General features: G+C 65.3%; 22 protein-coding genes. 20 read left to right on the top strand and 2 right to left on the bottom strand.

Features of this window, described 5'->3' with window-relative positions; translation table 11 throughout:
* The first annotated feature begins 2 nt into the window (after nt 1-2).
* The 17 genes from PWP93_RS00365 (at nt 3) to PWP93_RS00445 (ending at nt 18,708) form a co-directional block, all read left to right on the top strand.
* Entirely contained in the window at nt 3-434 is a 432-nt protein-coding gene (locus PWP93_RS00365; RefSeq protein WP_421024769.1) for an HIT family protein, read from the top strand.
* A 77-nt stretch (nt 435-511) separates the two neighbouring features.
* A complete protein-coding gene (locus tag PWP93_RS00370; protein ID WP_421024768.1) occupies nt 512-934 on the top strand; it encodes a gamma-butyrobetaine hydroxylase-like domain-containing protein in 423 nt (140 codons plus the stop codon).
* A gap of 103 nt (nt 935-1,037) precedes the next feature.
* On the top strand, nt 1,038-1,769 hold the full coding sequence (gene ubiE, locus PWP93_RS00375; protein ID WP_213299473.1) for a bifunctional demethylmenaquinone methyltransferase/2-methoxy-6-polyprenyl-1,4-benzoquinol methylase UbiE: 732 nt from the start codon (nt 1,038-1,040) through the stop codon (nt 1,767-1,769).
* 36 nt (nt 1,770-1,805) lie between these two features.
* Nucleotides 1,806-2,819 (top strand): Tim44 domain-containing protein, encoded by a 1,014-nt coding sequence (locus tag PWP93_RS00380; protein ID WP_421043066.1) that lies wholly within the window; start codon nt 1,806-1,808, stop codon nt 2,817-2,819.
* A gap of 163 nt (nt 2,820-2,982) precedes the next feature.
* On the top strand, nt 2,983-3,654 hold the full coding sequence (locus PWP93_RS00385) for a ubiquinone biosynthesis accessory factor UbiJ (RefSeq protein WP_421043067.1): 672 nt from the start codon (nt 2,983-2,985) through the stop codon (nt 3,652-3,654).
* Between the two features lie 3 nt (nt 3,655-3,657).
* Nucleotides 3,658-5,235: a ubiquinone biosynthesis regulatory protein kinase UbiB gene (gene ubiB, locus PWP93_RS00390; RefSeq protein WP_421043068.1), complete on the top strand. Its 1,578-nt coding sequence runs from the start codon at nt 3,658-3,660 to the stop codon at nt 5,233-5,235.
* A 190-nt stretch (nt 5,236-5,425) separates the two neighbouring features.
* Nucleotides 5,426-6,103: a methyltransferase domain-containing protein gene (locus PWP93_RS00395; protein ID WP_421043069.1), complete on the top strand. Its 678-nt coding sequence runs from the start codon at nt 5,426-5,428 to the stop codon at nt 6,101-6,103.
* A 167-nt stretch (nt 6,104-6,270) separates the two neighbouring features.
* Nucleotides 6,271-6,618 carry an FmdB family zinc ribbon protein gene (locus PWP93_RS00400; RefSeq protein ID WP_421043070.1) on the top strand — a complete coding sequence of 116 codons (348 nt, stop codon included), beginning with the start codon at nt 6,271-6,273 and terminating at the stop codon, nt 6,616-6,618.
* Between the two features lie 71 nt (nt 6,619-6,689).
* Nucleotides 6,690-7,319 carry a DUF502 domain-containing protein gene (locus PWP93_RS00405; protein WP_213299491.1) on the top strand — a complete coding sequence of 210 codons (630 nt, stop codon included), beginning with the start codon at nt 6,690-6,692 and terminating at the stop codon, nt 7,317-7,319.
* A gap of 63 nt (nt 7,320-7,382) precedes the next feature.
* A complete protein-coding gene (gene aspS, locus PWP93_RS00410; protein WP_421024761.1) occupies nt 7,383-9,188 on the top strand; it encodes an aspartate--tRNA ligase in 1,806 nt (601 codons plus the stop codon).
* 179 nt (nt 9,189-9,367) lie between these two features.
* Entirely contained in the window at nt 9,368-9,853 is a 486-nt protein-coding gene (nudB, locus tag PWP93_RS00415) for a dihydroneopterin triphosphate diphosphatase (RefSeq protein ID WP_421043071.1), read from the top strand.
* Between the two features lie 65 nt (nt 9,854-9,918).
* On the top strand, nt 9,919-11,271 hold the full coding sequence (gene clsB, locus PWP93_RS00420; protein ID WP_421044963.1) for a cardiolipin synthase ClsB: 1,353 nt from the start codon (nt 9,919-9,921) through the stop codon (nt 11,269-11,271).
* Nucleotides 11,272-11,527: 256 nt separating this feature from the next.
* Nucleotides 11,528-12,127 (top strand): TetR/AcrR family transcriptional regulator, encoded by a 600-nt coding sequence (locus PWP93_RS00425; RefSeq protein WP_421024759.1) that lies wholly within the window; start codon nt 11,528-11,530, stop codon nt 12,125-12,127.
* Nucleotides 12,128-12,214: 87 nt separating this feature from the next.
* The gene (locus PWP93_RS00430; RefSeq protein ID WP_421043072.1) at nt 12,215-14,002 is read left to right on the top strand and encodes an acyl-CoA dehydrogenase C-terminal domain-containing protein; all 1,788 of its coding nucleotides are present in this window, start codon (nt 12,215-12,217) and stop codon (nt 14,000-14,002) included.
* Nucleotides 14,003-14,132: 130 nt separating this feature from the next.
* Nucleotides 14,133-16,574, top strand: coding sequence for a 3-hydroxyacyl-CoA dehydrogenase/enoyl-CoA hydratase family protein (locus PWP93_RS00435; RefSeq protein WP_421043073.1), 2,442 nt, complete (start codon nt 14,133-14,135; stop codon nt 16,572-16,574).
* A gap of 39 nt (nt 16,575-16,613) precedes the next feature.
* Nucleotides 16,614-17,813 (top strand): acetyl-CoA C-acyltransferase, encoded by a 1,200-nt coding sequence (locus PWP93_RS00440; RefSeq protein WP_421043074.1) that lies wholly within the window; start codon nt 16,614-16,616, stop codon nt 17,811-17,813.
* A 124-nt stretch (nt 17,814-17,937) separates the two neighbouring features.
* Nucleotides 17,938-18,708 carry an enoyl-CoA hydratase gene (locus PWP93_RS00445; RefSeq protein ID WP_421043075.1) on the top strand — a complete coding sequence of 257 codons (771 nt, stop codon included), beginning with the start codon at nt 17,938-17,940 and terminating at the stop codon, nt 18,706-18,708.
* Between the two features lie 15 nt (nt 18,709-18,723).
* Here PWP93_RS00445 and fdhD read toward each other — a convergent pair whose 3' ends face one another.
* The gene (gene fdhD / locus PWP93_RS00450; protein ID WP_421044964.1) at nt 18,724-19,572 is read right to left on the bottom strand and encodes a formate dehydrogenase accessory sulfurtransferase FdhD; all 849 of its coding nucleotides are present in this window, start codon (nt 19,570-19,572) and stop codon (nt 18,724-18,726) included.
* 262 nt (nt 19,573-19,834) lie between these two features.
* Between fdhD and PWP93_RS00455 the strand changes: the two genes are divergently transcribed.
* A complete protein-coding gene (locus tag PWP93_RS00455) occupies nt 19,835-20,338 on the top strand; it encodes a nitrate reductase associated protein (protein WP_421043076.1) in 504 nt (167 codons plus the stop codon).
* Nucleotides 20,339-20,515: 177 nt separating this feature from the next.
* Nucleotides 20,516-23,734, top strand: a complete 3,219-nt coding sequence (locus tag PWP93_RS00460; RefSeq protein ID WP_421043077.1) for an EAL domain-containing protein — start codon at nt 20,516-20,518, stop codon at nt 23,732-23,734.
* A gap of 72 nt (nt 23,735-23,806) precedes the next feature.
* Here the strand turns inward: PWP93_RS00460 and PWP93_RS00465 are convergent, their stop codons facing one another.
* The gene (locus PWP93_RS00465; RefSeq protein ID WP_421024752.1) at nt 23,807-24,202 is read right to left on the bottom strand and encodes an acyl-CoA thioesterase; all 396 of its coding nucleotides are present in this window, start codon (nt 24,200-24,202) and stop codon (nt 23,807-23,809) included.
* A 292-nt stretch (nt 24,203-24,494) separates the two neighbouring features.
* Here PWP93_RS00465 and PWP93_RS00470 point away from each other — a divergent pair, with 292 nt between their 5' ends.
* Nucleotides 24,495-26,393 carry an ABCB family ABC transporter ATP-binding protein/permease gene (locus tag PWP93_RS00470; RefSeq protein WP_421043078.1) on the top strand — a complete coding sequence of 633 codons (1,899 nt, stop codon included), beginning with the start codon at nt 24,495-24,497 and terminating at the stop codon, nt 26,391-26,393.
* Nucleotides 26,394-26,402: the final 9 nt, after the last annotated feature.

A 26,402-nucleotide genomic window follows, 5' to 3' on the forward strand; every position in this document is an offset into this window, starting at 1 on the left:
CGATGGGATGCGTATTCTGCAATGAGGAAGGCGGCGATGTGCTGTGGGAGGACGAGCGTATGCGCGTCGTGCTCGCGACCGCCGAGACCGAGTATCCCGGCTTTTGCCGGGTTATCTGGAATACGCATGTCGCCGAGTTCTCGGATCTGGGCGCCGAGGATCGGGAACATCTGATGCGTGCGGTCTACGCGGTCGAGCGGGCGCTGCGCCGCGTGATGCAGCCGTCGAAGGTGAATCTCGCGAGCCTCGGCAATCAGGTGCCGCACGTGCACTGGCATGTGATTCCGCGCTTCACGAACGATGCGCATTTTCCGATGTCGATCTGGTCGCCGCGCCAGCGCACGGTCTCGGAGGCCATGCTCGGGCAGCGCCGCGCGCAGGCCACGCTGCTGCGCGACGCAGTGCGTCAGGAAATCGAGCAGGCGCTTGCGTGAGCCGGAGCGCCACACACGAACGTCTTGCCTTCGTGCCTGCTCGTGCCGGCAACCTTGAGGGAGGAACAGAAATAATCATGAGTGGATTGAAATCCGATACACCGGTGCCGACCGGCATCGTGGTGCATGCGCTGTCGCGCGTGCTCGAACTCCAGTACGGAAACGGCGAGAGCTATCGCGTTCCGTTCGAGTTGATTCGCGTCTACACGCCCTCGGCCGAAGCGCGCGGCCACGGGCCCGGGCAGGAAACGCTGCAGACGGGCAAGCGCGAAGTGGCCATTACGGCACTCGAAGCAGTCGGTAACTACGCGCTGCAGCCCACCTTCTCCGACGGCCACAATACCGGCATCTACTCCTGGGACCAGCTTTACGAACTGGCGACGTGCCAGGACGAACTCTGGGCCGAGTACTTCGCCAAACTGAAAGCCGCGGGCGTCGATCGCGACGCGCCCATGGCGCGCGAGCCCCAGGGCGGCGCCGCGCACGGCCACTGCCACTGACGCTTCCTGTTACGATCCTGCCCGCCGCGGCGCCCACGCGCCGCACCCATCATCAAATAAGACCCGGACACGACCTGGTCAGACCCGCGAAAGGACGAGCGCGATGAGCAAAACCCACTTCGGCTACGAAACAGTCGACGAACAGGACAAGGCGAAGAAGGTGGCCGGCGTGTTCCATTCGGTCGCTTCGAACTACGACCTGATGAACGACTTGATGTCGGGCGGGCTGCATCGCGCCTGGAAGGCGTTCACGATCGCCCAGGCCAACGTGCGCCCGGGCGCGCGGGTGCTCGACATCGCGGGCGGCACCGGCGACCTCTCCATGGCGTTCGCAAAAAAGGCCGGCCCGACGGGTGAGGTCTGGCATACCGACATCAACGAGTCGATGCTGCGCGTGGGCCGCGACCGGCTCATCGACCGGGGCGTGATCACACCCGCGCTGCTCTGCGACGCCGAGAAAATTCCCTTTCCGGACAACTACTTCGACGTGGTGACGGTGGCCTTCGGCCTGCGCAACATGACGCACAAGGACGCCGCGCTCGCCGAAATGCGCCGCGTGCTCAAGCCGGGCGGACGCCTGCTCGTGCTCGAATTCTCCAAGGTCTGGGAGCCGCTCAAGAAAGCGTACGACGTGTACTCGTTCAAGGTGCTGCCGTGGCTGGGTTCGCGTTTTGCGCAGGACGCCGATAGCTACCGCTATCTTGCCGAGTCGATCCGCATGCATCCCGATCAGGAAACATTAAAGACGATGATGGAACAAGCCGGCCTCGACGCCGTCAAATATTACAATTTGTCAGCTGGCGTGGTAGCCTTACACGTCGGCACAAAATATTAGTGTTCCCAAATCACTGTCTTTAAAGGAAATTCCGCTATGTCTGAGTCCCGAAGCGTTGCTTACAAAAAGCTTTCAGTGTCATGGGCCAGACGGATTGGAGTTCTGGCCCTCGTCGGCGTGATGGTGGCCGGCAGCCTCGCGTCTTTCGATGCCGAGGCGCGCCGCCTGGGCGGCAGCCGCAGCATCGGCAAGCAGTCGTCGGTGGCTTCGCAGCGCAGCACCACGCCGCCGCCGGCCCAGCCGAGTCCCACGAATCCCGCACAGCAGGCCGGCGCCCAGCGCGCCCCCGCTACGCCGGCGCCCACGCCGGCGCCGGCGCGCAACCGCTGGCTCGGGCCGATCGCGGGCCTTGCGGCTGGCCTTGGCATCGCGGCGCTGCTGTCGCACTTCGGGCTCGGCGAGGCGTTCGCCGGCATGATGGCGAACATGATCGTGGTCGCGCTGATCGCATTCGTCGCCATCTGGCTGATTCGCAAGTTCATGGGGCGCCGCCGTGGCGCGCAGCCCGCGTATCAGACGGGTGGCGCGAGCTTGCCGCCTTCGGGCGGGTTGAGCCAGATGGGCGGTTACCAGCCGCCGGAGCCGCGCTACACGGCGCCGCCCACGGGCCAATATCTCGCACCTGAAGCCAATCCGCTCAGCACGCCGCAGATCGAGACGCCGCCGCCGGTTCCGGCGGGCTTCGACACCGAGGCGTTCGTGCGCAACGCGAAGGTCTATTTCGTACGCCTGCAGGCCGCGTGGGACGTGGGCAACGTCGAGGATATCCGCGAGTTCACCACGCCCGAGATGTTCGCCGAGATCCGTGTGGATCTGGCGGGCCGCGGCACGCAGCCCAATCAGACCGACGTCGTTCAGCTCAACGCCGACCTGCTCGCGGTGGAAGAGCGCGGTAACGAATATCTGGCGAGCGTGCGCTTCTCCGGTCTGATTCGCGAAGAAGCGGGCGCTGCTGCGACGCCGTTCGTAGAAATCTGGAATCTCTCGAAGTCACGCACTTCCGGCGAGGGGTGGCTGCTGGCCGGTATCCAGCAGGTCGAATCGCATTGATAGACCAATGAGCCGGCATTGATGCAGCGTTGATCCCGCGCAGCCCCGCGGCGCGCGTTAGCCAGGTGGCCAAGGCCCCGGCAAGGCGCGATCGGACGGCGCGAACGCTACAATAGGAACCCGCGCGAGCTTGAGCCCGCGCGGGTTTTTTTATTCAACGCCGATGACTCTCGCCGCCAAGCCCTTCGCCGCCGCCGTCAATCACCTGCTCGCCCGTGAATCGTGGGCCCGCAACCGCCTCGCGCCGTATGCCGGCAAGACGGCGCGCCTGTCTTGCCCGCCTGTCGTGCTTACGCTGCTCGTGGAGCCCGAAGGCTACCTGGCGGCGGTCGAAGAGCACGATGCGCAGTGCGCGGATGTCGCGCTCTCGCTTCCGGCCGGCGCGCTTTCTTCGTACGTGCAGGGGGGGCAGTCCGCCGTCATGAAGCACGTGAAGATCGAAGGCGACGCCGAATTCGCGCAGATTCTCGGCAAGCTGGCGGAACACCTGCGCTGGGAGCCCGAAGAGGACCTCGCGAAGCTGATTGGCGACGCGCCGGCGTCGCGTGTCGCGTCGCTCGCGCGCACGGTGCATGAGCAGGCATTGCGCACGGGGCGCAACGTGCTCGGCTCCGTGACCGAATACCTGCTCGACGAGAATCCGCAGCTCGTGCGGCGCGCCGAGCTCGACGGCTTCAACGCAGAGCTGTCGCGCGCGCGCGATGCATTGGCGCGCGTTGAGAAGCGCATCGAGCGCCTTGAACAAAAATCACAAGCGCGGGGGGCCGCAAACGGTACCCCGGCGGCGCCGTCGGGCACCGCACCGCGCGGCCCGAGCCAGATAACAGGCCACTAAGACATGCGTTTTCTGCGTTTCCTGAAGATCTTCTTTACGGTCATCCGCTTCGGTCTCGACGAGATGATGTTGAGCCGGATCAATGACCGGCGCGTTGCGCTCTTGCTGCGCATCACGACCGTCGGCCGCAAGTTTGATCAGCCGGCCGGCGTGCGCCTGCGCCTCGCGCTCGAAAGCCTGGGCCCGATTTTCGTGAAGTTCGGCCAGGTGCTCTCCACGCGCCGCGACCTGCTGCCGCTCGAGATCGCCAATGAACTCGCGAAGCTGCAGGACCAGGTGCCGCCGTTCGAATCGCAGGTGGCAATCGACATCATCGAAAAATCGCTGGGCGCGCCGGTCGACACGCTGTTCGACGAGTTCGAGCGCGTACCGGTGGCGAGCGCCTCGATCGCTCAGGTGCACTTCGCGAAGGTGAAGTCCGGCCAGCATGCGGGCAAGGCCGTGGCGGTGAAGGTGCTGCGACCGAATATGCGGCCCGTGATCGATTCGGACCTGCTGCTGCTGCGCGACATCGCCGTGTGGGCCGAACGCCTGTGGGCCGACGGCAAGCGCCTGAAGCCGCGCGAGGTGGTGGCCGAATTCGATAAATACCTGCACGACGAACTCGACCTCATGCGCGAAGCCGCCAACGGCAGCCAGTTGCGCCGCAACTTCGTGGGCCTCGATCTGCTGCTCGTGCCGGAGATGTATTGGGAGTTCAGCGCGCCCGACGTGCTCGTGATGGAGCGCATGGTGGGCGTGCCGATCAGCCAGGTGGACAAGCTGCGCGCGGCCGGCGTCGACATTCCGAAGCTCGCGCGCGAAGGCGTGGAGATTTTCTTCACACAGGTGTTCCGCGATGGCTTTTTTCATGCCGATATGCACCCCGGCAACATCCAGGTCAGTCTCGACCCCGCACACTTCGGGCGCTATATCGCGCTCGATTTCGGCATCGTCGGGGCGCTCTCGGACTTCGACAAGAACTACCTCGCGCAGAACTTCCTCGCGTTCTTCAAGCGTGACTATCACCGCGTCGCCACGCTGCACATCGAATCGGGGTGGGTGCCGCCCACCACGCGCGTCGAGGAACTGGAGAGCGCGATTCGCGCCGTCTGCGAACCGTATTTCGATCGCGCGCTCAAGGACATTTCGCTCGGCCAGGTGCTGCTGCGTCTGTTCCAGACTTCGCGGCGTTTCAACGTGGAGATCCAGCCGCAGCTCGTGCTGCTGCAAAAGACCATGCTCAACGTCGAAGGCCTCGGGCGCTCGCTCGATCCGGAACTGGATCTCTGGAAGACCGCCAAGCCGTATCTCGAGCGCTGGATGACCGAGCAGATCGGCCTGCGCGGCTGGTATGAGCGCTTCAAGATCGAGGCGCCGCAGTGGAGCAAGACACTGCCGCAGTTGCCGCGCCTCGTGCACCAGGCGTTGCTGCATCGCCAGACTCCCGCGCATCTCGCCAACGACGACACCATTCGCCAGATTCTTGCCGAGCAGCGCCGCACCAATCGCCTGCTGCAAGGCCTCGTGCTGTTCGGCGTGGCAGTGGGGGTGGGCATGGTCGCTGCGCGCGTCTGGCTGACGCTGGCCTATGGTGGATGAAGCATGCCTGCTGCGCCGACGCGCAGCGAAGTTGCATGGGACCGGAGCAAGGCGCTTTGCATGGGACCAGAGTAACGATCTTTGCATGGGACCGGAGTAAGTGCTGAAGCACTCACTCCGGCGGACCGCTGAAGCGCGAACTCTGGTCGACAGCTAAAGCGCCAACTCCGGATAGACAAGGAGTGACACGATGAGCGAGCCGAACCTTCCCCACCAGCCAGACGGAACGCCCGCCGAGGCGCCTGAGTTCGAGACGCGCGACCCGGGGGCGCGCGAGTTCTGGCAGGAGCGCTTCGAGCGCGGCTTCACGCCGTGGGACCAAGCCGGTGTGCAGCCGGCCTTCGAGACCTTCGCGCAGGCTCATCCCGCCGCTGCCGTGCTGATTCCCGGCTGCGGCAACGCGTGGGAAGCGCGCTGGCTGGCCGAGCGTGGCCGGACCGTGCGAGCGATCGATTTTGCACCGTTGGCGGTGGCGAACGCGCGCGTAGCGCTCGGCGATTTCGCGGATGTGGTCGAGGAAGCGGACTTCTACACGTACGAACCACCGTTCGCGCCGGACTGGATTTTCGAGCGCGCGTTTCTGTGCGCGCTGCCCAAGGCGCACCGGCCGCACTACGCGCAACGCATGGCGGCGTTGCTTGCGCCGGGGGCGCTGCTGGCGGGCTTCTTCTTTCTCGGCGATACCCCGAAAGGGCCGCCGTTCGGCATCGCGCGCGCCGAACTCGACGCGCTGCTGACACCTTATTTCACGCTGGTCGATGACCAGCCTGTGGAGGGGTCGCTGCCCGTGTTCATTGGCCGCGAGCGCTGGCTCACGTGGCAGCGCAACGACACGCCTGCAGCGCCGCCCCTGTCGTCACGAACGTGAAAACACGCATGCGTACTTGATCGCGCGCAAGCTGCCCCCAACTAACACCCAGTCGCTTTCGTCCAACCTGGCCCGGCAAATGCCGGGCCAGGGGAGCGTTTGCGGCTATAATTCAAGGCTTTGCAAGCATTTCTCAGAATTTCACCCGTTTCATCAGGAAAGAGATCATGCCGATCTACGCTTATCGCTGCGAGTCGTGCGGCTTCGACAAGGACGTCCTGCAAAAGATCAGCGATGCGCCCCTGACGCAGTGCCCGAACTGCGGCGCGGACACATTTCGCAAGCAGGTCACCGCGGCTGGCTTCCAGCTGAAGGGCTCGGGCTGGTACGTCACCGATTTCCGCGGCGGCCAGTCCGGCGGCACGAGCGCGGCTGCAACCGGCGCGAAGACCGCCGAGGGCGCGTCGTCGTCCGAGGGCAGCAAGGCAGGCGTGGGTGCGAGCGCCGCAACGCCTGCGGCCGCGCCCGCAGCAGCACCCGCGAGTTCGGCGACCGGCACGGCCGGCACCTCCTGAAACCTGCTGCCGGGCTCTCCTGAGCCCGGCGGCGCAAGCGCCGCGCGTCGCGCGGCCCGGATGGCGTGTACATGACGATCAAGAAAGCGACCTTCAAATCGGTATTCCTGACCGGCCTTCTCGTGCTGGTGCCTTTGGCCATCACGCTGTGGGTGCTGAATCTCGTCATCGGCACGATGGACCAGACGCTGCTCCTGCTCCCCGCAGCATGGCGGCCGCCGGTGCACCTGCCCGGTCTGGGCGCGATCCTCACGCTGGCGTTCATCTTCCTGGTGGGCTTGCTCACTCACAACTTCGTCGGCCAGAAGCTGGTGGTGTGGTGGAACGCGCTGGTGCGACGCATCCCGATCGTGGGCCCGCTGTACAGCAGCATCCAGCAGGTTTCCGATACACTGCTTTCCAGCAACGGCAATGCTTTTCGCAAGGCACTCCTGATTGAGTACCCGCGCAAGGGCTCCTGGACCATCGCATTCCTCACCGGCATTCCGGGCGGCGATGTGGTGAACCATCTGCAGGGTGAGCACGTGAGCGTTTATGTGCCGACCACGCCCAATCCCACTTCGGGTTTTTTCCTGATGGTGCCGAAGAGCGAGGTGATCGAGCTCGACATGACGGTCGACGCCGCGCTCAAGTATATTGTCTCGATGGGCGTCGTCGCGCCGGTCGCGAATTCCCGCCGCCCCATCGATCCCCCGCTTTAAATACCGGACGCCGCGCCGCATGCGGCGCTCCCGTTCATTCATGCATAACGAAAGACGAACATCATGTCGATGAGATCTGAATACTGCGGTCTGGTGACCGAACAGCTGCTGGGCCAAACTGTTTCGCTGTGCGGATGGGTGCAGCGCCGCCGCGACCATGGCGGTGTCATTTTCATCGACTTGCGCGATCGCGAGGGCCTCGTCCAGGTGGTGTGCGACCCCGACCGCGCCGAGATGTTCAAGACTGCCGAAGGCGTGCGCAACGAATTCTGCGTCCAGGTGAAGGGTCTCGTGCGCAACCGTCCGGAAGGCACGGTCAACGCGAACCTCACGAGCGGCAAGATCGAAGTCCTGTGTCACGAGCTCGTGGTGCTGAACGCGTCGGTCACGCCGCCGTTCCAGCTCGACGACGACAACCTCTCGGAAACCACGCGCCTCACGCATCGCGTGCTTGACCTGCGCCGTCCGCAGATGCAGCACAACCTGCGCCTGCGCTACCGCGTGACGATGGCCGTGCGCAAGTATCTCGACTCGCTCGGCTTCATCGACATCGAAACGCCGATGCTCACGAAGAGCACGCCCGAGGGCGCACGCGACTACCTCGTGCCGTCGCGTGTGAACGCGGGCCAGTTCTTCGCGCTGCCGCAGTCGCCGCAGCTCTTCAAGCAGCTGCTGATGGTGGCGAACTTCGATCGCTACTACCAGATCGTCAAGTGCTTCCGCGACGAAGATCTGCGCGCCGACCGTCAGCCCGAATTCACGCAGATCGACTGCGAAACGTCGTTCCTCGGCGAGCAGGAAATCCGCGACCTGTTCGAGGACATGGCGCGTCACGTGTTCAAGGAAACGATCGGCGTAGAGCTCGACGCGAAGTTCCCGATCATGCCGTACTCGGAAGCCATGAGCCGCTTCGGTTCGGACAAGCCGGACCTGCGCGTGAAGCTCGAATTCACCGAACTGACCGACGCCATGAAGGACGTCGACTTCAAGGTGTTCAGCACGCCTGCCAACAGCAAGGACGGCCGCGTCGCGGCGCTGCGCGTGCCCAAGGGCGCCGAGCTCTCGCGCGGCGACATCGACGGCTACACGGAATTCGTGCGCATCTATGGCGCGAAGGGCCTCGCGTGGATCAAGGTCAACGAAGCTGCGAAGGGCCGTGACGGCCTGCAAAGCCCGATCGTCAAGAACCTGCACGACGCTGCGATTGCCGCGATCATGGAGCGCACCGGCGCGCAAGACGGCGACATCATCTTCTTCGCGGCCGACCGCGCGAAGGTCGTGAACGACAGCCTGGGCGCGCTGCGCCTGAAGATCGGCCATTCGGAATTCGGCAAGGCCAACGGCCTCGTCGAGAAGGGCTGGAAGCCGCTGTGGGTCATCGACTTCCCGATGTTCGAATACGACGAGGAAGAAAACCGCTACGTGGCCGCGCACCATCCGTTCACAAGCCCGAAGGACGAGCACCTGGAATACCTCGAAACGGATCCGGGCCGCTGCCTCGCCAAGGCTTACGACATGGTGCTGAACGGCTGGGAAATTGGCGGCGGCTCGGTGCGTATCTATCAGGAAGACGTGCAGAGCAAGGTGTTCCGTGCGCTGAAGATCGGTGCCGAGGAAGCGCGTGCGAAGTTTGGCTTCCTGCTCGACGCCCTCCAGTACGGCGCGCCTCCGCACGGCGGCATCGCGTTCGGTCTGGACCGCATCGTCACGATGATGGCCGGCGCTGACTCGATCCGCGACGTGATCGCGTTCCCGAAGACGCAGCGCGCACAATGTCTGCTCACGCAGGCGCCGAGCGAAGTGGATGAGCGTCAGCTTCGCGAACTGCACATCCGTCTGCGTCAGCCCGAGCAGAAGACGGCGCAGTAAGCTACGCCGTGACGTGTGCAGGAGCCGCAGCGCGGCTTCTGTGGCACGTAACGCAACACAAAAAAGGCGCATCGTGCGCCTTTTTTGCTTTTTGCGTTAAATTCATTACTAAAGCGCCGCGCGCTGTTCCACACATTGCTCCGCGTATCTCTCAAGACGTACTGTCGCGCACCATCGCCATGCAGAAGCCGCCGAAGATTCCGCAATCCGTACTCGTCGTCATTCATACCCCGCGGCTCGAAGTCCTGATCATCGAGCGCGCCGATCGAGCGGGCTTCTGGCAGTCGGTGACCGGTTCGAAGGACAGCGTCGACGAGCCGCTCGTCGAAACGGCCATGCGCGAGGTGGCTGAGGAAACCGGCATCGTGGTGGGTGCGCCAGGCGTGCCGCAGGACGCGCTGCGTGACTGGCGCCACGAGATCGAGTACGAAATCTATCCGGTCTGGCGGCACCGCTATGCGCCGGGCGTCACGCGCAACACCGAGCACTGGTTCAGCCTCGAGGTGCCCGAGGGCACGCTTGTCACGCTCGCGCCGCGCGAGCATGTCGCATATCGATGGCTGCCTTACGAAGAGGCGGCCGCGCAGTGCTTTTCGTGGTCGAATCGCGAAGCGATCCTGCAACTGCCCGGGCGTCTCGAGCAGCTTCGTGGGGCGCATGTGTGAGCGATACCCGCACCGAACCCCGCACCGAACCCGGTACCGAATCCGGCACAGAATCGCCGCGTGTCGTGCGGCTGCGCGATGTGCTGCTGGGCCGGCGCTATCGTTCGCGCTACCGCTTCACGAGCGGCAACGAGGTGCGTCTGTTCTGCTCGGGCGCGGAACTCTTCGGGGCGATGATCGAGCATATCGATGCCGCCACGCGCGACGTCGTTATCGAAACCTATATCTTCTGCGACGACGAAATCGGCCGTGCGCTTTCCGCGGCGCTCGTGCGCGCGGCGCAGCGCGGCGTGCGCGTGCGCGTGATCACCGACGGCATCGGCACGCCCCATCTCGCGCTCTTCGAGACCTGGCTCGCGGCCGGCATCGAGCATCGCGTCTACAACCCGCATATCTTCGGGCGCTTCGGCTTTTCGCGCACGCATCGCAAGCTTGCCGTGATCGACGACCAGTACGCGTCGTGCGGCGGCATCAACGTGATCGACGACCTCGAGCAGGACGGCAAGACGCTGCCGTATCCGCGCTGGGATTTCGCCGTCGAACTGCATGGGCACGTGGTGGTCGATGTGCACCTCGCGTTCGAACAGCAATGGCGGCGCATCCGGCTCGGCCATCGGCCGCCGCTGCCCGCCGGCATGCCTTCGCCCGGCGTTCCCGCAAGCGCGGGGTACCTCGCGCCGCGCCCGACCGGGCATACGATCGCGAATGCGTCTTCGGCCCAGATCGTCGACGACGCGTTGCGCGCACTCTCGCCCGCCATGCGCTCGGGCCCCGCTGGGCGCCTGTTTGCGCGCTTGCGCGAGCGCCTGCGCGCGAGCGTGCGCGACCCGCGCGCGGCGCAGGTGCCGTGTGTGGCTTTCGTCGCACGCGACAACGTCGTGAACCGGCGCGCGATCGAGAAGGCCTATCTCGATGCCATCGGCGAGGCGCGCCAAGAAGTGCTGCTCGCCAATCCGTACTTCATGCCGGGCCGCCGGCTGCGCCGCGCGCTTCTCGAAGCCGCTGAGCGCGGCGTCGCCGTCAAGCTATTGATAGGACGAAAAGAGTTTGCCGTGCTCGACTACGGCGTGCCGTTCCTCTACCACCAGCTACTGAGCGCCGGCGTGCAAATCGCCGAATACGAGAAGACCATGCTGCACGGCAAGGTCGCGGTGGTCGATTCGAACTGGGCGACCGTGGGCTCCTCGAATCTCGATGCACTCTCGCTCGTGCTCAACAACGAGGCCAATGTGCTGCTCGTGCGGCATCCGGAGATTGCGCAACTGCGCGACGCCATCCTCGACGCCTTCGAGGAATCTCCGCAGATCGACCGGGCGCGCTACGAGGCGCGGCCCTGGCATATGCGTGCGCTGAACTGGCTGGCGTGGTCGTTCTATCGCGCGGCCATGAAGCTGCTCACCGTGGGCGGCTACGACTAGCTGCCTTATCTCCCGGGCATGCCGCCTGCCACACGAATCGACAAGCCTGCAATCCAGAAATGTTCGCTTGTGTATGGCGCGCGATGCCCGAAAATTAGAGTACCGGCTAGAAATCGGTTTCTAATAAAGTTCTTGTTTTCGCGATCGGCTGTCTTCAATAATAGTACGGCCGTTCGATTTCATTTCGGCCTTGATGTGACGGGTTGCCGGGTTCGGACACCTCACATCACGGTCTCATCGTTACGGTAAATAAGCTATGCGAAAAGGCGAACAGACACGAGCCGCCATCCTGGATGCAGCACTCGACCTCGCGAGCCGCGACGGACTGGAAGGTCTGACGATTGGCCTGCTTGCCGAGCGCATGCAGATGAGCAAGAGCGGCGTCTTCGCGCACTTCGGGTCACGCGAGGACCTGCAGGTCGAGGTGGTGCGCGAGTACCACCGCAGATTCGAGGAAGAAGTCTTCTTTCCGAGCCTGCGCGAACCGCGAGGTTTGCCGCGCCTGCGTGCGATGCTCTCGCGATGGATCGAAAAGCGCATCCACGAGGTCACGACCGGCTGCATCTACATCAGCGGTGCGGTCGAGTACGACGACCGGGCGGAGAGCCAGGTGCGTGAGACGCTCGTGGCGAGCGTGACGACGTGGCGAGCAGCGCTGATGCGCGCGATTTCGCAGGCGATTGAAGAGGGCCATCTGCGCAAGGACACCGATCCAGCGCTGATGTTGTTCGAACTGTATAGCGTGACACTCGGTCTGCACCATGACGGCCGCTTCCTGCACTTGCCGGATGCGGTTGACCATACGTGGGCCGCGTTTGAAAAACTGATCGTTTCGTACCAGAGCGTAAGCCATTAGCGGCCGGGCGCGCGCGAGCGCAGCGCGGCGGCACATGACGGTACGCGAGAGGCCCGAAACTCCAGGTTCAATTCAGGGAGAAGAGAGATGGGACAGTACACCGCGCCGCTGCGCGACATGCAATTCGTGCTGCACGAACTGCTGAACGTCGAAGGCGAAGTCAAGCAGATGCCGAAGCACGCCGACCTCGACGCCGACACGATCAACCAGGTGCTCGAAGAAGCCGGCAAGTTTTGCTCGGAGGTGCTGTTTCCGCTGAACCAGGTCGGCGACCGCGAGGGCTGCACCTACGCCGGCGACGGCGTCGTGACCACGCCGACGGGCTTCAAGGAAGCGTACGCGCAGTATGTCGAGGCCGGCTGGCCGGCGCTCGGCTGCGATCCCGAATTCGGTGGCCAGGGCTTGCCTGCGTTCGTGAACAATGCGCTCTACGAAATGCTCAATTCGGCGAACCAGGCGTGGACCATGTATCCGGGTCTCTCGCACGGCGCCTACGAGTGCCTGCATGCGCACGGCACGCCCGAACTCCAGAAGACCTATCTGCCGAAGATCGTCTCGGGCGAATGGACCGGCACGATGTGCCTGACCGAGCCGCACTGCGGCACCGACCTCGGCTTGCTGCGCACGAAGGCCGAGCCCAATGCGGACGGCTCGTACGCACTGTCCGGCACGAAGATTTTCATCTCGGCCGGCGAGCACGATATGGCGGCCAACATCATTCACCTCGTGCTCGCGCGTCTGCCGGACGCGCCGCCGGGAACCAAGGGCATTTCGCTGTTCGTCGTGCCGAAGTTCGTGCCGACCGACGCGGGTGAGCCGGGCGAGCGCAACGGCATCAAGTGCGGCTCGATCGAGCACAAGATGGGCATCCACGGCAACGCGACCTGCGTGATGAATCTCGACGGCGCGAAGGGCTGGATGGTCGGCGAGCCGAACAAGGGCTTGAACGCCATGTTCGTGATGATGAATGCTGCGCGCCTGGGCGTGGGCATGCAGGGTCTCGGCCTTACCGAAGTCGCGTATCAGAACTCGCTCGCCTATGCGAAGGAGCGTCTGCAGATGCGCGCGCTGACCGGCCCGAAGGCGCCTGAAAAGGCCGCCGATCCGATCATCGTGCATCCGGACGTGCGCCGGATGCTGCTCACGCAGAAGGCCTGGGCCGAAGGTGCGCGCGCGTTCGCGTACTGGGCCGCATTGCAGATCGACAAGGAACTCTCGCACGGCGACGAAACCGAGCGCAAGGAAGCGGCCGATCTCGTCGCGCTGCTCACGCCGATCATCAAGGCCTTCCTCACCGACAACGCGTTCGAATCCACCAACCTGGGCATGCAGGTCTACGGCGGTCACGGCTTCATTGCCGAGTGGGGCATGGAGCAGTACGTGCGCGACGCGCGCATCAACCAGATTTACGAAGGCACCAACACGATCCAGTCGCTCGACCTGCTCGGCCGCAAGGTGCTCGGCGACATGGGCGCGAAGCTCAAGAAGTTCGGCAAGCTCGTGACGGATTTCGTCGAGGCCGAAGGCATCAAGCCGGAGATGCAGGAGTTCGTGAATCCGCTCGCCGACATCGGCGACAAGATGCAGAAGCTCACGATGGAAATCGGCATGAAGGCGATGCAGAACCCCGACGAAGTGGGGGCCGCCGCCGTGCCGTACCTGCGCACGGCGGGCCACCTCGTGTTCGCGTATTTCTGGGCGCGCATGGCGCGCATCGCGCTCGACAAGGAAAGCTCGGGCGATCCGTTCTACAAGTCGAAGCTGGCCACGGCGCGCTTTTACTTCGCGAAGCTGCTGCCCGAAACGGCGACCTCGATCCGCCAGGCGCGCGCGGGTTCGAAGACGCTGATGGAAGTCGACGAAGCGTTGTTCTAAAAGCCAATGGGTGCGCGCTTGCCAAAGACGCGCGCCCCATCAACACGATGTCCAGAGGCGGTCCACGCGTGACGCATGCCGCCCCCACACCTCAATCCGCTCGACATTGCATATCCGCTGGAGGAACAACGTGAGCAATCTGAATATTCGCAAGGTGGCCGTGCTCGGCGCCGGCGTGATGGGCGCGCAGATCGCCGCGCACCTGATCAACGCGCGCGTGCCCGTGCTGCTGTTCGATCTGCCCGCGAAGGAAGGCTCGAAGAACGCCATCGCGCTCAAGGCGATCGAAACGCTCAAGAAGCTCTCGCCCGCGCCGTTCGGCGTGAAGGACGACGCGCAATACATCACGCCCGCGAACTACGAAGACGACATTGCCAGGCTCGCGGAATGCGACGTGGTGATCGAGGCGATCGCCGAGCGCATGGACTGGAAGCACGATCTTTACAAGAAGGTCGCGCCGCACCTTGCCCCGAACGCGATCTTCGCGACCAACACCTCGGGCCTGTCGATCACGGAATTGTCGGAAGGCTTCGACGATAACCTCAAGGCGCGCTTTTGCGGCGTGCACTTCTTCAATCCGCCGCGCTACATGCACCTCGTCGAGCTGATCCCGACGACGCATACGAAGCCCGAAATCCTCGACCAGCTCGAATCGTTCATGACGAGCGTGGTGGGCAAGGGCGTGGTGCGCGCGAAGGATACGCCGAATTTCATCGCGAACCGCGTGGGCGTTTTCTCGATCCTCGCGGTGATCGCCGAGGCGAAGAAGTTCGGACTGCGCTTCGACGAAGTCGACGATCTCACGGGCGCACGCCTTGGCCGCGCGAAGTCGGCAACGTTCCGGACTGCTGATGTTGTCGGCCTCGACACCATGCAGCACGTCATCAAGACGATGCAGGACAACCTCAAGGATGATCCGTTCTTCCCCGTGTACGAAACGCCGGAGGTGCTCGCGGGCCTCGTGGCGAAGGGCGCGCTCGGTCAGAAGACCGGCGGCGGCTTCTATCGCAAGGAAGGCCGTGCGATCAAGGTGCTCGACGCCAGCACGGGCGAGTACGTCGACGGCGGCGGCAAGGCCGACGAACTGGTGGGCCGCATCCTCAAGCGTGCGCCCGCGGAACGTCTCAAGCTGCTGCGCGAAACGCAGCATCCGCAGGCGCAGTTCCTGTGGTCGATTTTCCGCGACGTGTTCCATTACATCGGCGTGCATCTCGCGTCGATCGCGGACAACGCGCGCGACGTCGATCTCGCGATCCGCTGGGGTTTCGGCTGGAATGAAGGTCCGTTCGAGGGCTGGCAGGCCGCGGGCTGGAAGCAGGTCGCCGAGTGGGTGAAGGAAGACATCGACGCGGGCAAGGCGCTCTCGAATGCGCCGCTGCCCGCCTGGGTGTTCGAAGGCGCGGTGGCCGAGAACGGCGGCGTGCACGGTGCGCAAGGCTCGTGGTCGCCGGCCGCGCAACGCTTCGAGCCGCGCTCGAATCTGCCGGTGTACGAGCGCCAGGTATTCCGCGCGGCGCTGTTCGGCGAAACCGGTGCGCGCGATCCGAAGACCTTCGGCAAGACGCTGTTCGAGAACGAGCATCTGCGCGCGTGGGTCGACGACCGCGCCGGCGAGGACGACGTCGTGATCGTCTCGTACAAGAGCAAGATGAACACGATGGGCCCGGGCGTGCTCGACTCGCTCGTGAAGGCCATCGATATCGCTGAAGACGGCTACAAGGGCGTCGTGATCTGGCAGCCGACGTCGCTGAAGCTCGGTGCGCCGGGCGGCCCGTTCTCGGCGGGCGCGAACCTCGAAGAGGCCATGCCCGCGTTCATGATGGGCGGCGCCAAGGGCATCGAGCCGTTCGTGAAGAAGTTCCAGGACACCATGCTGCGCGTGAAGTACGCAAACGTGCCGGTGGTGGCCGCGGTGTCGGGCATCGCGCTCGGCGGCGGCTGCGAAATCATGCTGCACAGCGCGAAGCGCGTCGCGCACATCGAGAGCTATGTCGGCCTCGTGGAAGTGGGCGTGGGTCTCGTGCCGGCGGGCGGCGGCCTCAAGGAAGCGGCGCTGCGTGCTGCCGAAGCCGCACAAGCCGTTGGCGCGGCGCCCAGCGACTTGCTCAAGTTCCTGCAGAAGTCGTTCGAAAACGCGGCGATGGCCAAGGTTTCGGGCTCCGCGCTCGAAGCGCGCGCGATGGGTTACCTGAAGCCTTCGGACACCATCGTCTTCAACGTGTTCGAACTGCTCGACACGGCGAAGAAGGAAGCTCGCGCACTGAGTGCGGCCGGCTGGCGTCCGCCGCTGCGCGCGACGCAGATTCCGGTCGCGGGTCGCTCGGCGATCTCGACCATCAAGGCGTCGCTCGTGAACATGCGCGATGGCCGTTTCATCAGCGATCACGATTACCTGATCGCGGGCCGCATCGCGGAAGCGGTGTGCGGCGGCGACGTCGAGGCGGGCAGCCTCGTCGACGAAGCCTGGCTGCTCACGCTCGAGCGCCGTGCTTTCATCGACCTGCTCGGCACGCAGAAGACGCAGGAGCGCATCATGGGCATGCTGCAAACCGGCAAGCCGGTGCGCAACTAAAGCGGCACGACGTACGCATATAACGGACTGGAGTAAGAGATGAGCAAACAGTTGCAGGACGCCTACATCGTCGCCGCGAGCCGCACGCCCATCGGCAAGGCGCCGCGCGGCGCGTTCAGGAGCACCCGCCCCGACGAGCTGCTGGTGCACGCGATCAAGTCGGCGGTGGCGCAAGTTCCCGGACTCGACACCAAGGTGATCGAGGACGCCATCATCGGCTGCGCGATTCCCGAGGCGGAGCAGGGCCTGAACGTGGCGCGCATTGGCGCGCTGCTCGCGGGGCTGCCGCAGAGCGTGGGCGGCGTGACCGTCAACCGCTTCTGCGCGTCGGGCCTTACGGCGCTCGCGATGGCCGCGGACCGCATCCGCGTGGGCGAAGCCGAAGCGATGATCGCGGGCGGCTGCGAGTCGATGAGCATGGTGCCGATGATGGGCAACAAGCCGTCGCTCTCGCCGCATATCTTCGATCGCAATGAAGACATCGGCATTGCTTACGGCATGGGCCTGACCGCCGAGAAGGTCGCGGAGCGCTGGAAGGTGAGCCGCGAGGCGCAGGACGTGTTCTCCGTGGAGTCGCATCGCCGCGCGCTGGCCGCGCAACAGGCGGGCGAGTTCAAGGACGAGATCGCGCCGTACACGGTGCTCGAGCGCTTCCCGGATCTCGCCACGGGCGAAGTGAGGGTGAACGAGCGCCTGATCGAACTCGACGAAGGCCCGCGCGCGGAGACCTCGCTCGAAGGTCTCGCGAAGCTGCGCCCGGTATTCGCGAACAAGGGCTCGGTGACGGCGGGCAACAGCTCGCAGACTTCGGATGGCGCGGGCGCGCTGATCGTCGTCTCCGAGAAGGTGCTCAAGCAGTTCAATCTCACGCCGCTCGCGCGCTTCGTGAGCTTTGCGGTGCGTGGCGTGCCGCCCGAGATCATGGGCATCGGCCCGAAGGAAGCGATTCCCGCGGCGCTGAAGGCAGCGGGGCTCAAGCAGGACGATCTCGACTGGATCGAGCTCAACGAGGCGTTCGCTGCGCAGTCGCTGGCGGTGATTCAGGACCTCGGCCTCGATCCGTCGAAGATCAACCCGCTTGGCGGCGCGATCGCGCTGGGCCACCCGCTCGGCGCGACGGGCGCGATCCGCGCTTCGACCGTCGTGCACGGGCTGCGCCGCCGCAACTACAAGTACGGCATGGTGACGATGTGCGTCGGCACCGGCATGGGTGCGGCGGGCATCATCGAGCGGCTGTAAGCGCTTCACGCCATTGGCAGGTGGGCGTTTATCGACACGGTCTGCGGGCTTCACGGCCCGCGGGCCGTTTTTCGTATCGGGCTCGCAACGACGTCGAGCCCGGCATGAGACTGGAGACAACTAGATGAGCAACGAAATCCTGATCGCGCGCGAGAGCGGCGTGCTGACGATCACCATCAACCGGCCCGAGCGCAAGAACGCGCTCACGCCCGCGATGTACCAGGCGATGGCCGATGAGCTGGCTTCGGCGCAGGACGACGCCGCCGTGCGCGCCGTGCTGGTGCGCGGTCACGCTGAAATTTTCACGGCGGGCAACGATATCGAGGACTTCCTGAAGTCGCCGCCCACCGGCGCCGATTCGCCCGTGGCGAACTTCCTGAAAGCCATCGCGGCTTTCGAGAAGACGATCGTGGCGGCCGTGACCGGGGCGGCCATCGGCGTCGGCACGACGCTGCTGCTGCATTGCGACCTGGTCTATGCCGCCGATACCGCGCGCTTCGCCATGCCGTTCGCGCAACTCGGGCTGTGTCCCGAGGCGGCTTCGTCGCTCTTGCTGCCGCGCGTGGCCGGCTATCAGGGCGCCGCGGAAAAGCTGCTGCTGGGCGAAACCTTCGACGCGGCAGAGGCGCACCGCATGGGCTTCGTGAATCGCGTGTTGCCCGCCGCCGAGCTCGACGCATTCGTGGCGGCGCAACTGGCCAAGCTCGTCGCGCTGCCCGCTTCGTCGCTGCGCGCGACCAAGGCGCTCATGAAGCGCGCGAGCGCGCCCGAGATCGAGGCGCGGATGGACGAGGAGGGCGCGCAGTTCCGCAAGATGCTGACCGCGCCCGAAGCGCGCGAGGCGTTCACGGCCTTTCTGCAAAAGCGCAAGCCGGATTTCCGGCAGTTCGACTAAGCGAGCGCGGCTGGCTCACTCGGCGTCCCGCACGGCATTCGACGCCGTGTCGTAATCGACATAGCCGGACTCGCGGCAGAAGCTCACGAGCCGCAGTCCGGCGCGCTTCGCGATGGCGATGGCGAGCGTCGAGGGCGCCGAGATGGTCGCCACCATCGGAATGCCTACGCGCGCGGCCTTGCGCACCAGCTCGTAGCTCGCGCGGCTCGAGAGGAACACGAAGCCCTGCTGCGTATCGGCGCGCTCGATCACCAACTGGCCGATGAGCTTGTCGAGCGCGTTGTGGCGGCCCACGTCTTCGAAAGCGCGCAGTATCGCACCGCTCGCGTCACACCACGCGGCCGCGTGCAGTCCGCCCGTGAGTTTCGTGAGCGCCTGATGTCGCGGCAGTTCGCGGGCGGCGCGCGCGATGGCGTCCGGCGCAAGGCGCGCGAGAAAGCCCGTGTCGGGCACGATTTCGGGCTCGAGGTCGAGCAAATCGATGCTCTCGATGCCGCACACGCCGCAGCCGCTGCGCCCGGCGAGGGCCCGGCGCTTCTCCTTCAACTCAACGAATGCCTGCTGAACGACCGTGAGATGGACCTCGGCGTGCGGCAGCTCTTCCGAATCCGGCTTGGCGTACCAGAAGACTTCGATGTCCTGGATATCGGCGTTGCGCGCGACGATGCCCTCCGAGATGGCAAAGCCCACCGCGAACGCTTCGAGATCGCGCGGCGTGCACATCATGACCGCGTGCGAGATGCCGTTGAAGACGAGCGCGACGGGCCATTCCTGGCCCACGTGATCGGCGCGCGTTTCTACCGTGCCGCCGCGATGGCGGTGCACGCGCAGTTCGATGGCGCCGGGCTGGCCTTCGGTTGCCAGCGGGTTTGGCGCGGCGTTGGAGGCGGGGTTGGGTGCGGCGCCCGGCGCGGCGGGCAAATGAGGATTCGGGCGGAAATTCAAGCAGGGTGCTCCATTAATGCCTGGTGCGTCGTCGTGCAGTCTGGCAGGCCGCATGGGCATGCGCTTGACGCGGAAGGTTCTAAAATACCTCAAGCGGGCGCCTTTCGCTGCTGTCCGGCTTTTCGCCCAGCATTTGGCCCAGCCTTTGCCCGGACGGGCCCGCATCGCGAGGAATAACGCCATGGCATTGACCGAAGCTCCGTTGCTGTTCCATTACGAGGTCGAATCGTCGGAAGATCTCACCTTCATCCCGATGTGCGTGCGCTTCAATCTGGACCGCTTCGGGCTGCGCATCTCGCTCGCGCAGTGGCAACTGCTGCCTTACGAAGACCGCCGCCTGCTCGCGCGTTTTCCTGTCGACGAAGACACTGAGATCGAGCCCAATTTCGATCACGCGCTCTTCGAGATGTTGCGCACGCATGCCAATGTCGAGCCGGAATGGTTCGCTCCCGAGGAAGCGCCTGCCTGGCGGGACACGCAGACCGTGCCGGGCGGCATCGCGAATCAGGCGGCGCTCGCGAACCTGCGTGCGCCGGCTGTCGAGGACTGGGCCCAGCTCGCGCCCTTCCAGCGCTACGTGCTGACCAAGCTCGCGCGCAAGCCCGAGGCGAATCACGACTTCGTGCCGGCGATGCGGGAGTTCGGGCTGGCCGGGCCGACCGGTTCGGCTCAGGCGTCGCCGTGAGCCGCAGCATGAGCCGCGCGTCTGGCCCTCGCGCATTTTCCTAAAGGTCTTGCCGTTTTTTGCCGTTATACGGTATGGCGCATTCGCGCTGGCGCGTGTGCGCGCCGGCCTGTTGCGCGCAGATCGTAAGCAGTCTTTCCGTGCCCGCCGCACGGGGGCGAACGGCGTTCGGCATTCATGAATCTTCATTACTCGAAGCGGCACCTCATCAACCTGCTGGTCGTTGCCGCAGCAGTGGGCGCGAACGCGTTCGTGGCGTGGGCGCAGATCGGCGCGCAGCACCAAATCGACGAGCGGGCTGTGCAGGCCGCGCGCGTACGGCAGGATCTGGACCATTTTCGCATTGCGCTGGGCAGCGGGCTTGCCGCGCTTGGCCGCATCGAGGCTGGCGGCGCGACCGAGTCGTCCGGCGAGCGCGAGGGCCGCGCCGCCGAGCTTCGCAATACGGCGCAGGCATTGCGTGCCGAACTGGCTGGAGACCCCGCGCAGGCGCAGCGTTTCGACGCCGTAGCGGGGCAAGCCACGCGGCTCGCGCACGAGATCGACGAAACGCTTTCACGCGCCCAGGCGCGGCTTGCCGATGTCCGCGTGCAAGGCAGCGCGGAGCAAGTCATGACACTCCCTGTTGCGCGAGCTGATGCCACGAAAACCACCGATGCCGCGCTGGCGAACGTCGCGCCCTGGATCGCCAGCGAATACATTCGGCTCGATGCGCGTGCCGACAGCGTCGATGCCACGCTCTCGGCCTTGCAGGGCGAACAGGATCGCGCGCTCGCCGGTGCCTTCGCCGAGTCGTCGAGCATGGGCCGCCGCGCGTCGATCCTGCTGATCGTGACGATGCTCTCGGGCGCGGCGCTGCTGCTCCATACCTTTGGCGCCCGCGAGAACGCCGAGCGCGAAAAGCGGCGCGCGCTTGCCGGCACGCGGGCACGCAACGAGCGCGTCCATGGCCTGTTCGACGCCCACCCGGTGCCGATGTACGTATTCGACCGCGAAACGCTGCGCTTTCTCGCGGTCAACGCGGCGGCGATCCAGCAGTACGGCTACAGCGAGGAGGAGTTCCTCGCGATGACGATCCGCGACATCCGCCCGGCCGACGACGTGGCGCGGCTCGAACAGCATCTCGCGCGCCTGGACACGCTCACGCAGAACGTGCGCACGATGGCGGGCATCTGGCGTCATGTGCGCCGCGACGGCTCGCTGATCAGCGCCGACATCTCGCACCATTCGCTGGTCTTCCAGGGCAGGGCGGCGATGTTCGTGCTCGCCGACGACGTGACCGAGCAGATCAAGGCCGAGGTCGAGGCGCAGCGCTCCAACCAGATGCTCGAGACGGTGATCGACAACATCCCGCAGCGAATCTTCTGGAAGGACGTGCGATCGCGCTATCTGGGCTGCAACATGGCCTTCGCGCGCGATGCGGGTCTGGCCTATCCCGAGCAGATCGTCGGCAAGACCGACGAGGATCTGCCATGGCACGCCTACGTAAGCACCTTGCATGCACAGGACCGCGAAGTGATCGAGTCGGGCCTGCCGCGCGTCAATTTCGAGGAAGAGCTGACGATCGGCGACGTGCACCGCACCATACTTGCGAGCAAGCTGCCGCTGCTCGACGGCGCCGGCCGCGTGATAGGCGTGCTCGGCAGCTACTCGGACACCACCGAGAGCAAGCGCGCCGACCTCGCGCTGCGCCTGCAAAGCCGCGCGCTCGACGCCTGCGTGAACGCCATTCTGATCACCGCGCCGGGGCCGGACGGCAGCAACCTGATCGAATATGCGAATCCGGCGTTCCGCCGCATCACCGGCTACGATCCCGCCGAGGTGATCGGTCAGGACTGCCGCTTCCTGCAGCGCGACGACCGCGACCAGGAAGGACTCATCGCCATGCGCCAGGCGTTGATCTCGAACCGCGAAGTCAACACCGTGCTGCGCAACTACCGCAAGGACGGCGCGCTCTTCTGGAACCAGTTGCTGATCGCGCCGGTGCCCGATTTCGACGGCCGCATCACGCATCACATCGGCATCATCAACGAGGTGACCGAGCTGATCCGCTACCAGGAACAGCTCGAATACCAGGCCAATTACGACAGTCTCACGCAACTGCCCAACCGCAACCTGCTGCGCGACCGCCTGCAGCAGGCGCTCGTTTCGGCGCAGCGCCACCAGCGCGGCGTGGCCGTGGTGTTCATCGACCTGGACGGCTTCAAGAACGTCAACGACAGCCTCGGCCACAGCGTGGGCGACCGCTTGCTGGGCGTGGTGGCCGAGCGGCTCACGCGCTGCACGCGCACGAGCGATACCGTCGCGCGCCACGGCGGCGACGAGTTCGTGATCGTGCTGACCGAGACCATCGACGAAAAAGTGCTGATCAGCTGGATGGAGCGCGCGCGCTCGATGATTTCGGAGCCCGTCTGGATCGACGGCACGGAGCTCTATGTCGGTTGCAGCATGGGCGCGAGCGTGTACCCGCAAGACGGCAACGACGCCGAGGCGCTGCTCAAGAAGGCCGACGTTGCGATGTACCGAGCCAAGGAACTGGGCCGCAACACGTTCCAGTTCTATCAGCCGGAGATGAATGCGAGCGCGGGCGCGCGCATGGACCTCGAGCGGCGCTTGCGCCGTGCGCTGCGCGACGGCGAGTTCTTGCTGCATTACCAGCCGCAGGTGGAGATCGAGGGCGGGCGCATCGTGGGCATGGAGGCGCTGGTGCGCTGGCGCGATCCCGAGGCGGGGCTCGTGCCGCCCGCGCAATTCATTCCCGTGGCCGAGGAAAGCGGCCTGATTGGCCCGCTATCCGACTGGGTGCTGCGCGAGGCCTGCCGGCAAAACCGCGCGTGGCAGGACGCGGGGCTGCCGCCCGTGCGCGTTTCGGTGAACTTCTCGGCGAAGACATTCCACCAGCGCGATATCACCGAACTGGTGAAGGGCGTGCTTCAGGAGACGGGGCTCGACCCGTGCTGGCTCGAAGTCGAGCTCACCGAGAGCACGCTGATGCGCAATACGGAGGAAGCCGTCTCGATGCTCAATGCGCTGCACGAGGCGGGCGTGGGCATTGCCATCGACGATTTCGGCACGGGCTATTCGAGCTTGAGCTATCTGAAGCGACTGCCGGTGGACCGGCTCAAGATCGACCGCTCGTTCGTGGCGGACATCGGCAACAGCAGCGACGACGAGACCATCACGGCCGCCATCATCGCGCTTGCGCATGAGTTGCGGCTCCAGGTGATCGCGGAAGGCGTGGAGACGTCGCAACAGTTCGCGTTCCTGCGCGAGCGCGCGTGCGACGAACTGCAGGGGTATTTCTTCGCGCCGCCGATGCCGGGGGAAGAAGCTGCGGCGCTGTTGGGCGCCAGCGTGGCGTACGAGGAGGGCGCGGGCCTCGCGTGGCCCGCTTGAGGCTCTGAGGCTCGCGCTCGCTCACGGCGCGCAGGCCTTGAAGCACGCCCAGTCAGGTGCGTGTCCGGGCGCTTATGCGACCTCGGGCAGCGGGCGCGGGCGGCGGTCGTTGCCCGTGGCCACGTAAGTGAGCGTCGCTTCGGTGACCTTCACGACTTCGTCGGCCAGGCGCATGCGCTGGGCGTAGACCTCGACCTCGACGGTCACCGAGGTCGTGCCGGTCTTGACGATCTCGGCGTAAAAGCTCAGCAGGTCGCCGACGAACACCGGCTGCTTGAACACGAACGAGTTCACCGCGACGGTCGCGACGCGGCCATTGGCGCGGCGGCTGGCCGGGATCGAGCCTGCGATGTCGACCTGCGACATGATCCAGCCGCCGAACACGTCCCCATGGACGTTGGCGTCGGAGGGCTGCGGCATGACGCGCAGCGCGGGGGGCTTCTGGGGGAGCGGTGAGGAGTCGGTCATCGGGTGTCCATGAAAGGGGCAGGATTGGCGGGGCTCGAGCAGCGACGCTGAAACAACGGGCCGCGCCCGGCGGCCGTCAGCGGCGCGAGCGGCCTTCTGCGACAATACGGTGTCAGGAATTGTACGGGAAAGCCGCAGGCGCGGCGGTGCGGCCGGAACGGCGCCCAGCCACAGCCTCGCGCCGGTGCGCTCCGGAACCCGTCTTCCACTCCTCCAACCCGATGCCGTGCTCCCCGCGTGCGCCCTCGATGCTTCGGGCGCACACCCGCGGCACGCTCATAGCCGCTCGCCCATGCGCCGCTTTCCCGCTTCCAACGAACCCGCGCCGCCCGCTGTCGGGCCGCGCAACGACTGGCAGACTATCGTTTCGCTGCTGCCTTATCTCACCGCCTACAAATGGCGCGTGGCGTTTGCGCTCACCTGCCTGATCGGCGCCAAGGTCGCCAACCTGGGCGTGCCGGTCGTGATGAAGCATATCGTCGACAACCTCGCGGCCGTGCAGCACCTCACTGCGCTCGGGCGCGCCGAGCACGCGCCCGGCATCGTGCTGATGGGCGGCGTGGGGCTCCTCGTGGTGGCCTACGCGGTGGTGCGTCTGTCGACTTCGCTGTTCACCGAGCTGCGCGAGATACTGTTTTCGAAGGTGACGGAGAGCGCCGTGCGCCAGCTCGCGCTCAAGGTGTTCCGACATCTGCATTCGCTTTCGTTGCGCTTTCATCTGGAGCGGCAGACCGGAGGCATGTCGCGCGACATCGAGCGCGGCACGCGCGGCATTACGCAGCTCATCTCGTACTCGCTCTACAGCATCTTGCCGACGCTCGTCGAAGTGGGGCTCGTGCTGGGCTTTTTCACGGTGAAATACGAGGCGTACTACGCGATCGTCACGCTCGTGGCGCTGGCCGCGTACATCGTCTTCACCGTGAAGGTCACCGAGTGGCGCACGCATTTCCGGCGCACGATGAACGAGCTCGATTCGCGCGCGAATTCGCGGGCGATCGATTCGCTCATCAACTATGAGACGGTGAAGTACTTCGGCAACGAAGCCTGGGAGGCGCAGCGCTACGACGAAAACCTGCGCCGCTATCGCGCTGCGGCGATCACCTCGCAGCAGTCGCTTTCCGTGCTCAACTTCGGGCAGCAGGCGATTATCGGCACGGGGCTCGTCTTCATCCTGTGGCGCGCGACCCAGGGCGTGATGGCGGGCAAGCTCACGCTGGGCGATCTCGTGCTCATCAACACCTTCATGCTGCAGCTCTACATTCCGCTGAATTTTCTCGGTGTGGTGTATCGCGAACTCAAGCAGAGCCTCACCGACATGGACCGCATGTTCAACCTGCTCACGGTCGCGCGCGAGGTGCCCGATGCGCCGGGCGCGCCGCCGCTCGCGGTGCGCGGCGCGGAGGTGCGCTTCTCGCACGTGAACTTCTCCTACGAGCCGGCGCGCCAGATTCTGCATGACGTGAGCTTCACCATCGCGGCGGGCACGACGACGGCAGTGGTGGGCCACAGCGGCTCGGGCAAGTCGACGCTTTCGCGCCTCCTGTTCCGCTTTTACGATCTCGACAAGGAGACGGGCGGCGCCATCACGATCGATGGCCAGGATATTCGCGAGGTGACGCAGGATTCGCTGCGCGCGTCGATCGGCATCGTGCCGCAGGACACGGTGCTGTTCAACGATTCGATCTACTACAACATTGCCTATGGGCGGCCCTCGGCAAGCCGCGAAGAGGTGATCGCGGCGGCGCGCGCAGCGCACATTCACGCGTTTATCGAGAGCCTGCCGAAGGGCTATGACACGCCGGTGGGCGAGCGCGGGCTGAAGCTCTCGGGCGGCGAGAAGCAGCGCGTCGCGATCGCGCGCACGCTGCTCAAGAATCCGCCGATCCTGCTATTCGACGAAGCGACTTCGGCGCTCGATTCACGCTCGGAGCGCGCGATCCAGCACGAACTCGACCAGATCGCGCGCGAGCGCACGACGCTCGTGATCGCGCACCGGCTATCGACGATCATTCACGCGCAGCAGATCATCGTGATGGATCACGGGCGCATCGTCGAGCGCGGCACGCACGCGGAGCTTTTGCAGGCCGACGGCCACTATGCGCAGATGTGGGCGCTGCAGCAGCAGCGCGCGAGCGAAGCGGAGCGGGCCAGAGCCGAGGCGGCTCCGGTTGACGCCGGGCGCGGGCATTGAGCGCGCTTG

This window comes from Paraburkholderia sp. A1RI-2L, from assembly GCF_048957375.1.
Taxonomy (GTDB): Bacteria; Pseudomonadota; Gammaproteobacteria; order Burkholderiales; family Burkholderiaceae; genus Paraburkholderia.

Excerpts from the sequence above, each read along its gene's own strand:
- PWP93_RS00365 (WP_421024769.1), top strand. The coding sequence starts at position 3 with ATGGGATGCGTATTCTGCAATGAGGAAGGCGGCGATGTGCTGTGGGAG.
- PWP93_RS00370 (WP_421024768.1), top strand. The coding sequence starts at position 512 with ATGAGTGGATTGAAATCCGATACACCGGTGCCGACCGGCATCGTGGTG.
- ubiE (WP_213299473.1), top strand. The coding sequence starts at position 1,038 with ATGAGCAAAACCCACTTCGGCTACGAAACAGTCGACGAACAGGACAAG.
- PWP93_RS00380 (WP_421043066.1), top strand. The coding sequence starts at position 1,806 with ATGTCTGAGTCCCGAAGCGTTGCTTACAAAAAGCTTTCAGTGTCATGG.
- PWP93_RS00385 (WP_421043067.1), top strand. The coding sequence starts at position 2,983 with ATGACTCTCGCCGCCAAGCCCTTCGCCGCCGCCGTCAATCACCTGCTC.
- ubiB (WP_421043068.1), top strand. The coding sequence starts at position 3,658 with ATGCGTTTTCTGCGTTTCCTGAAGATCTTCTTTACGGTCATCCGCTTC.
- PWP93_RS00395 (WP_421043069.1), top strand. The coding sequence starts at position 5,426 with ATGAGCGAGCCGAACCTTCCCCACCAGCCAGACGGAACGCCCGCCGAG.
- PWP93_RS00400 (WP_421043070.1), top strand. The coding sequence starts at position 6,271 with ATGCCGATCTACGCTTATCGCTGCGAGTCGTGCGGCTTCGACAAGGAC.
- PWP93_RS00405 (WP_213299491.1), top strand. The coding sequence starts at position 6,690 with ATGACGATCAAGAAAGCGACCTTCAAATCGGTATTCCTGACCGGCCTT.
- aspS (WP_421024761.1), top strand. The coding sequence starts at position 7,383 with ATGTCGATGAGATCTGAATACTGCGGTCTGGTGACCGAACAGCTGCTG.
- nudB (WP_421043071.1), top strand. The coding sequence starts at position 9,368 with ATGCAGAAGCCGCCGAAGATTCCGCAATCCGTACTCGTCGTCATTCAT.
- PWP93_RS00425 (WP_421024759.1), top strand. The coding sequence starts at position 11,528 with ATGCGAAAAGGCGAACAGACACGAGCCGCCATCCTGGATGCAGCACTC.
- PWP93_RS00430 (WP_421043072.1), top strand. The coding sequence starts at position 12,215 with ATGGGACAGTACACCGCGCCGCTGCGCGACATGCAATTCGTGCTGCAC.
- PWP93_RS00440 (WP_421043074.1), top strand. The coding sequence starts at position 16,614 with ATGAGCAAACAGTTGCAGGACGCCTACATCGTCGCCGCGAGCCGCACG.
- PWP93_RS00445 (WP_421043075.1), top strand. The coding sequence starts at position 17,938 with ATGAGCAACGAAATCCTGATCGCGCGCGAGAGCGGCGTGCTGACGATC.
- PWP93_RS00455 (WP_421043076.1), top strand. The coding sequence starts at position 19,835 with ATGGCATTGACCGAAGCTCCGTTGCTGTTCCATTACGAGGTCGAATCG.
- PWP93_RS00460 (WP_421043077.1), top strand. The coding sequence starts at position 20,516 with ATGAATCTTCATTACTCGAAGCGGCACCTCATCAACCTGCTGGTCGTT.
- PWP93_RS00465 (WP_421024752.1), bottom strand. The coding sequence starts at position 24,202 with ATGACCGACTCCTCACCGCTCCCCCAGAAGCCCCCCGCGCTGCGCGTC.
- PWP93_RS00470 (WP_421043078.1), top strand. The coding sequence starts at position 24,495 with ATGCGCCGCTTTCCCGCTTCCAACGAACCCGCGCCGCCCGCTGTCGGG.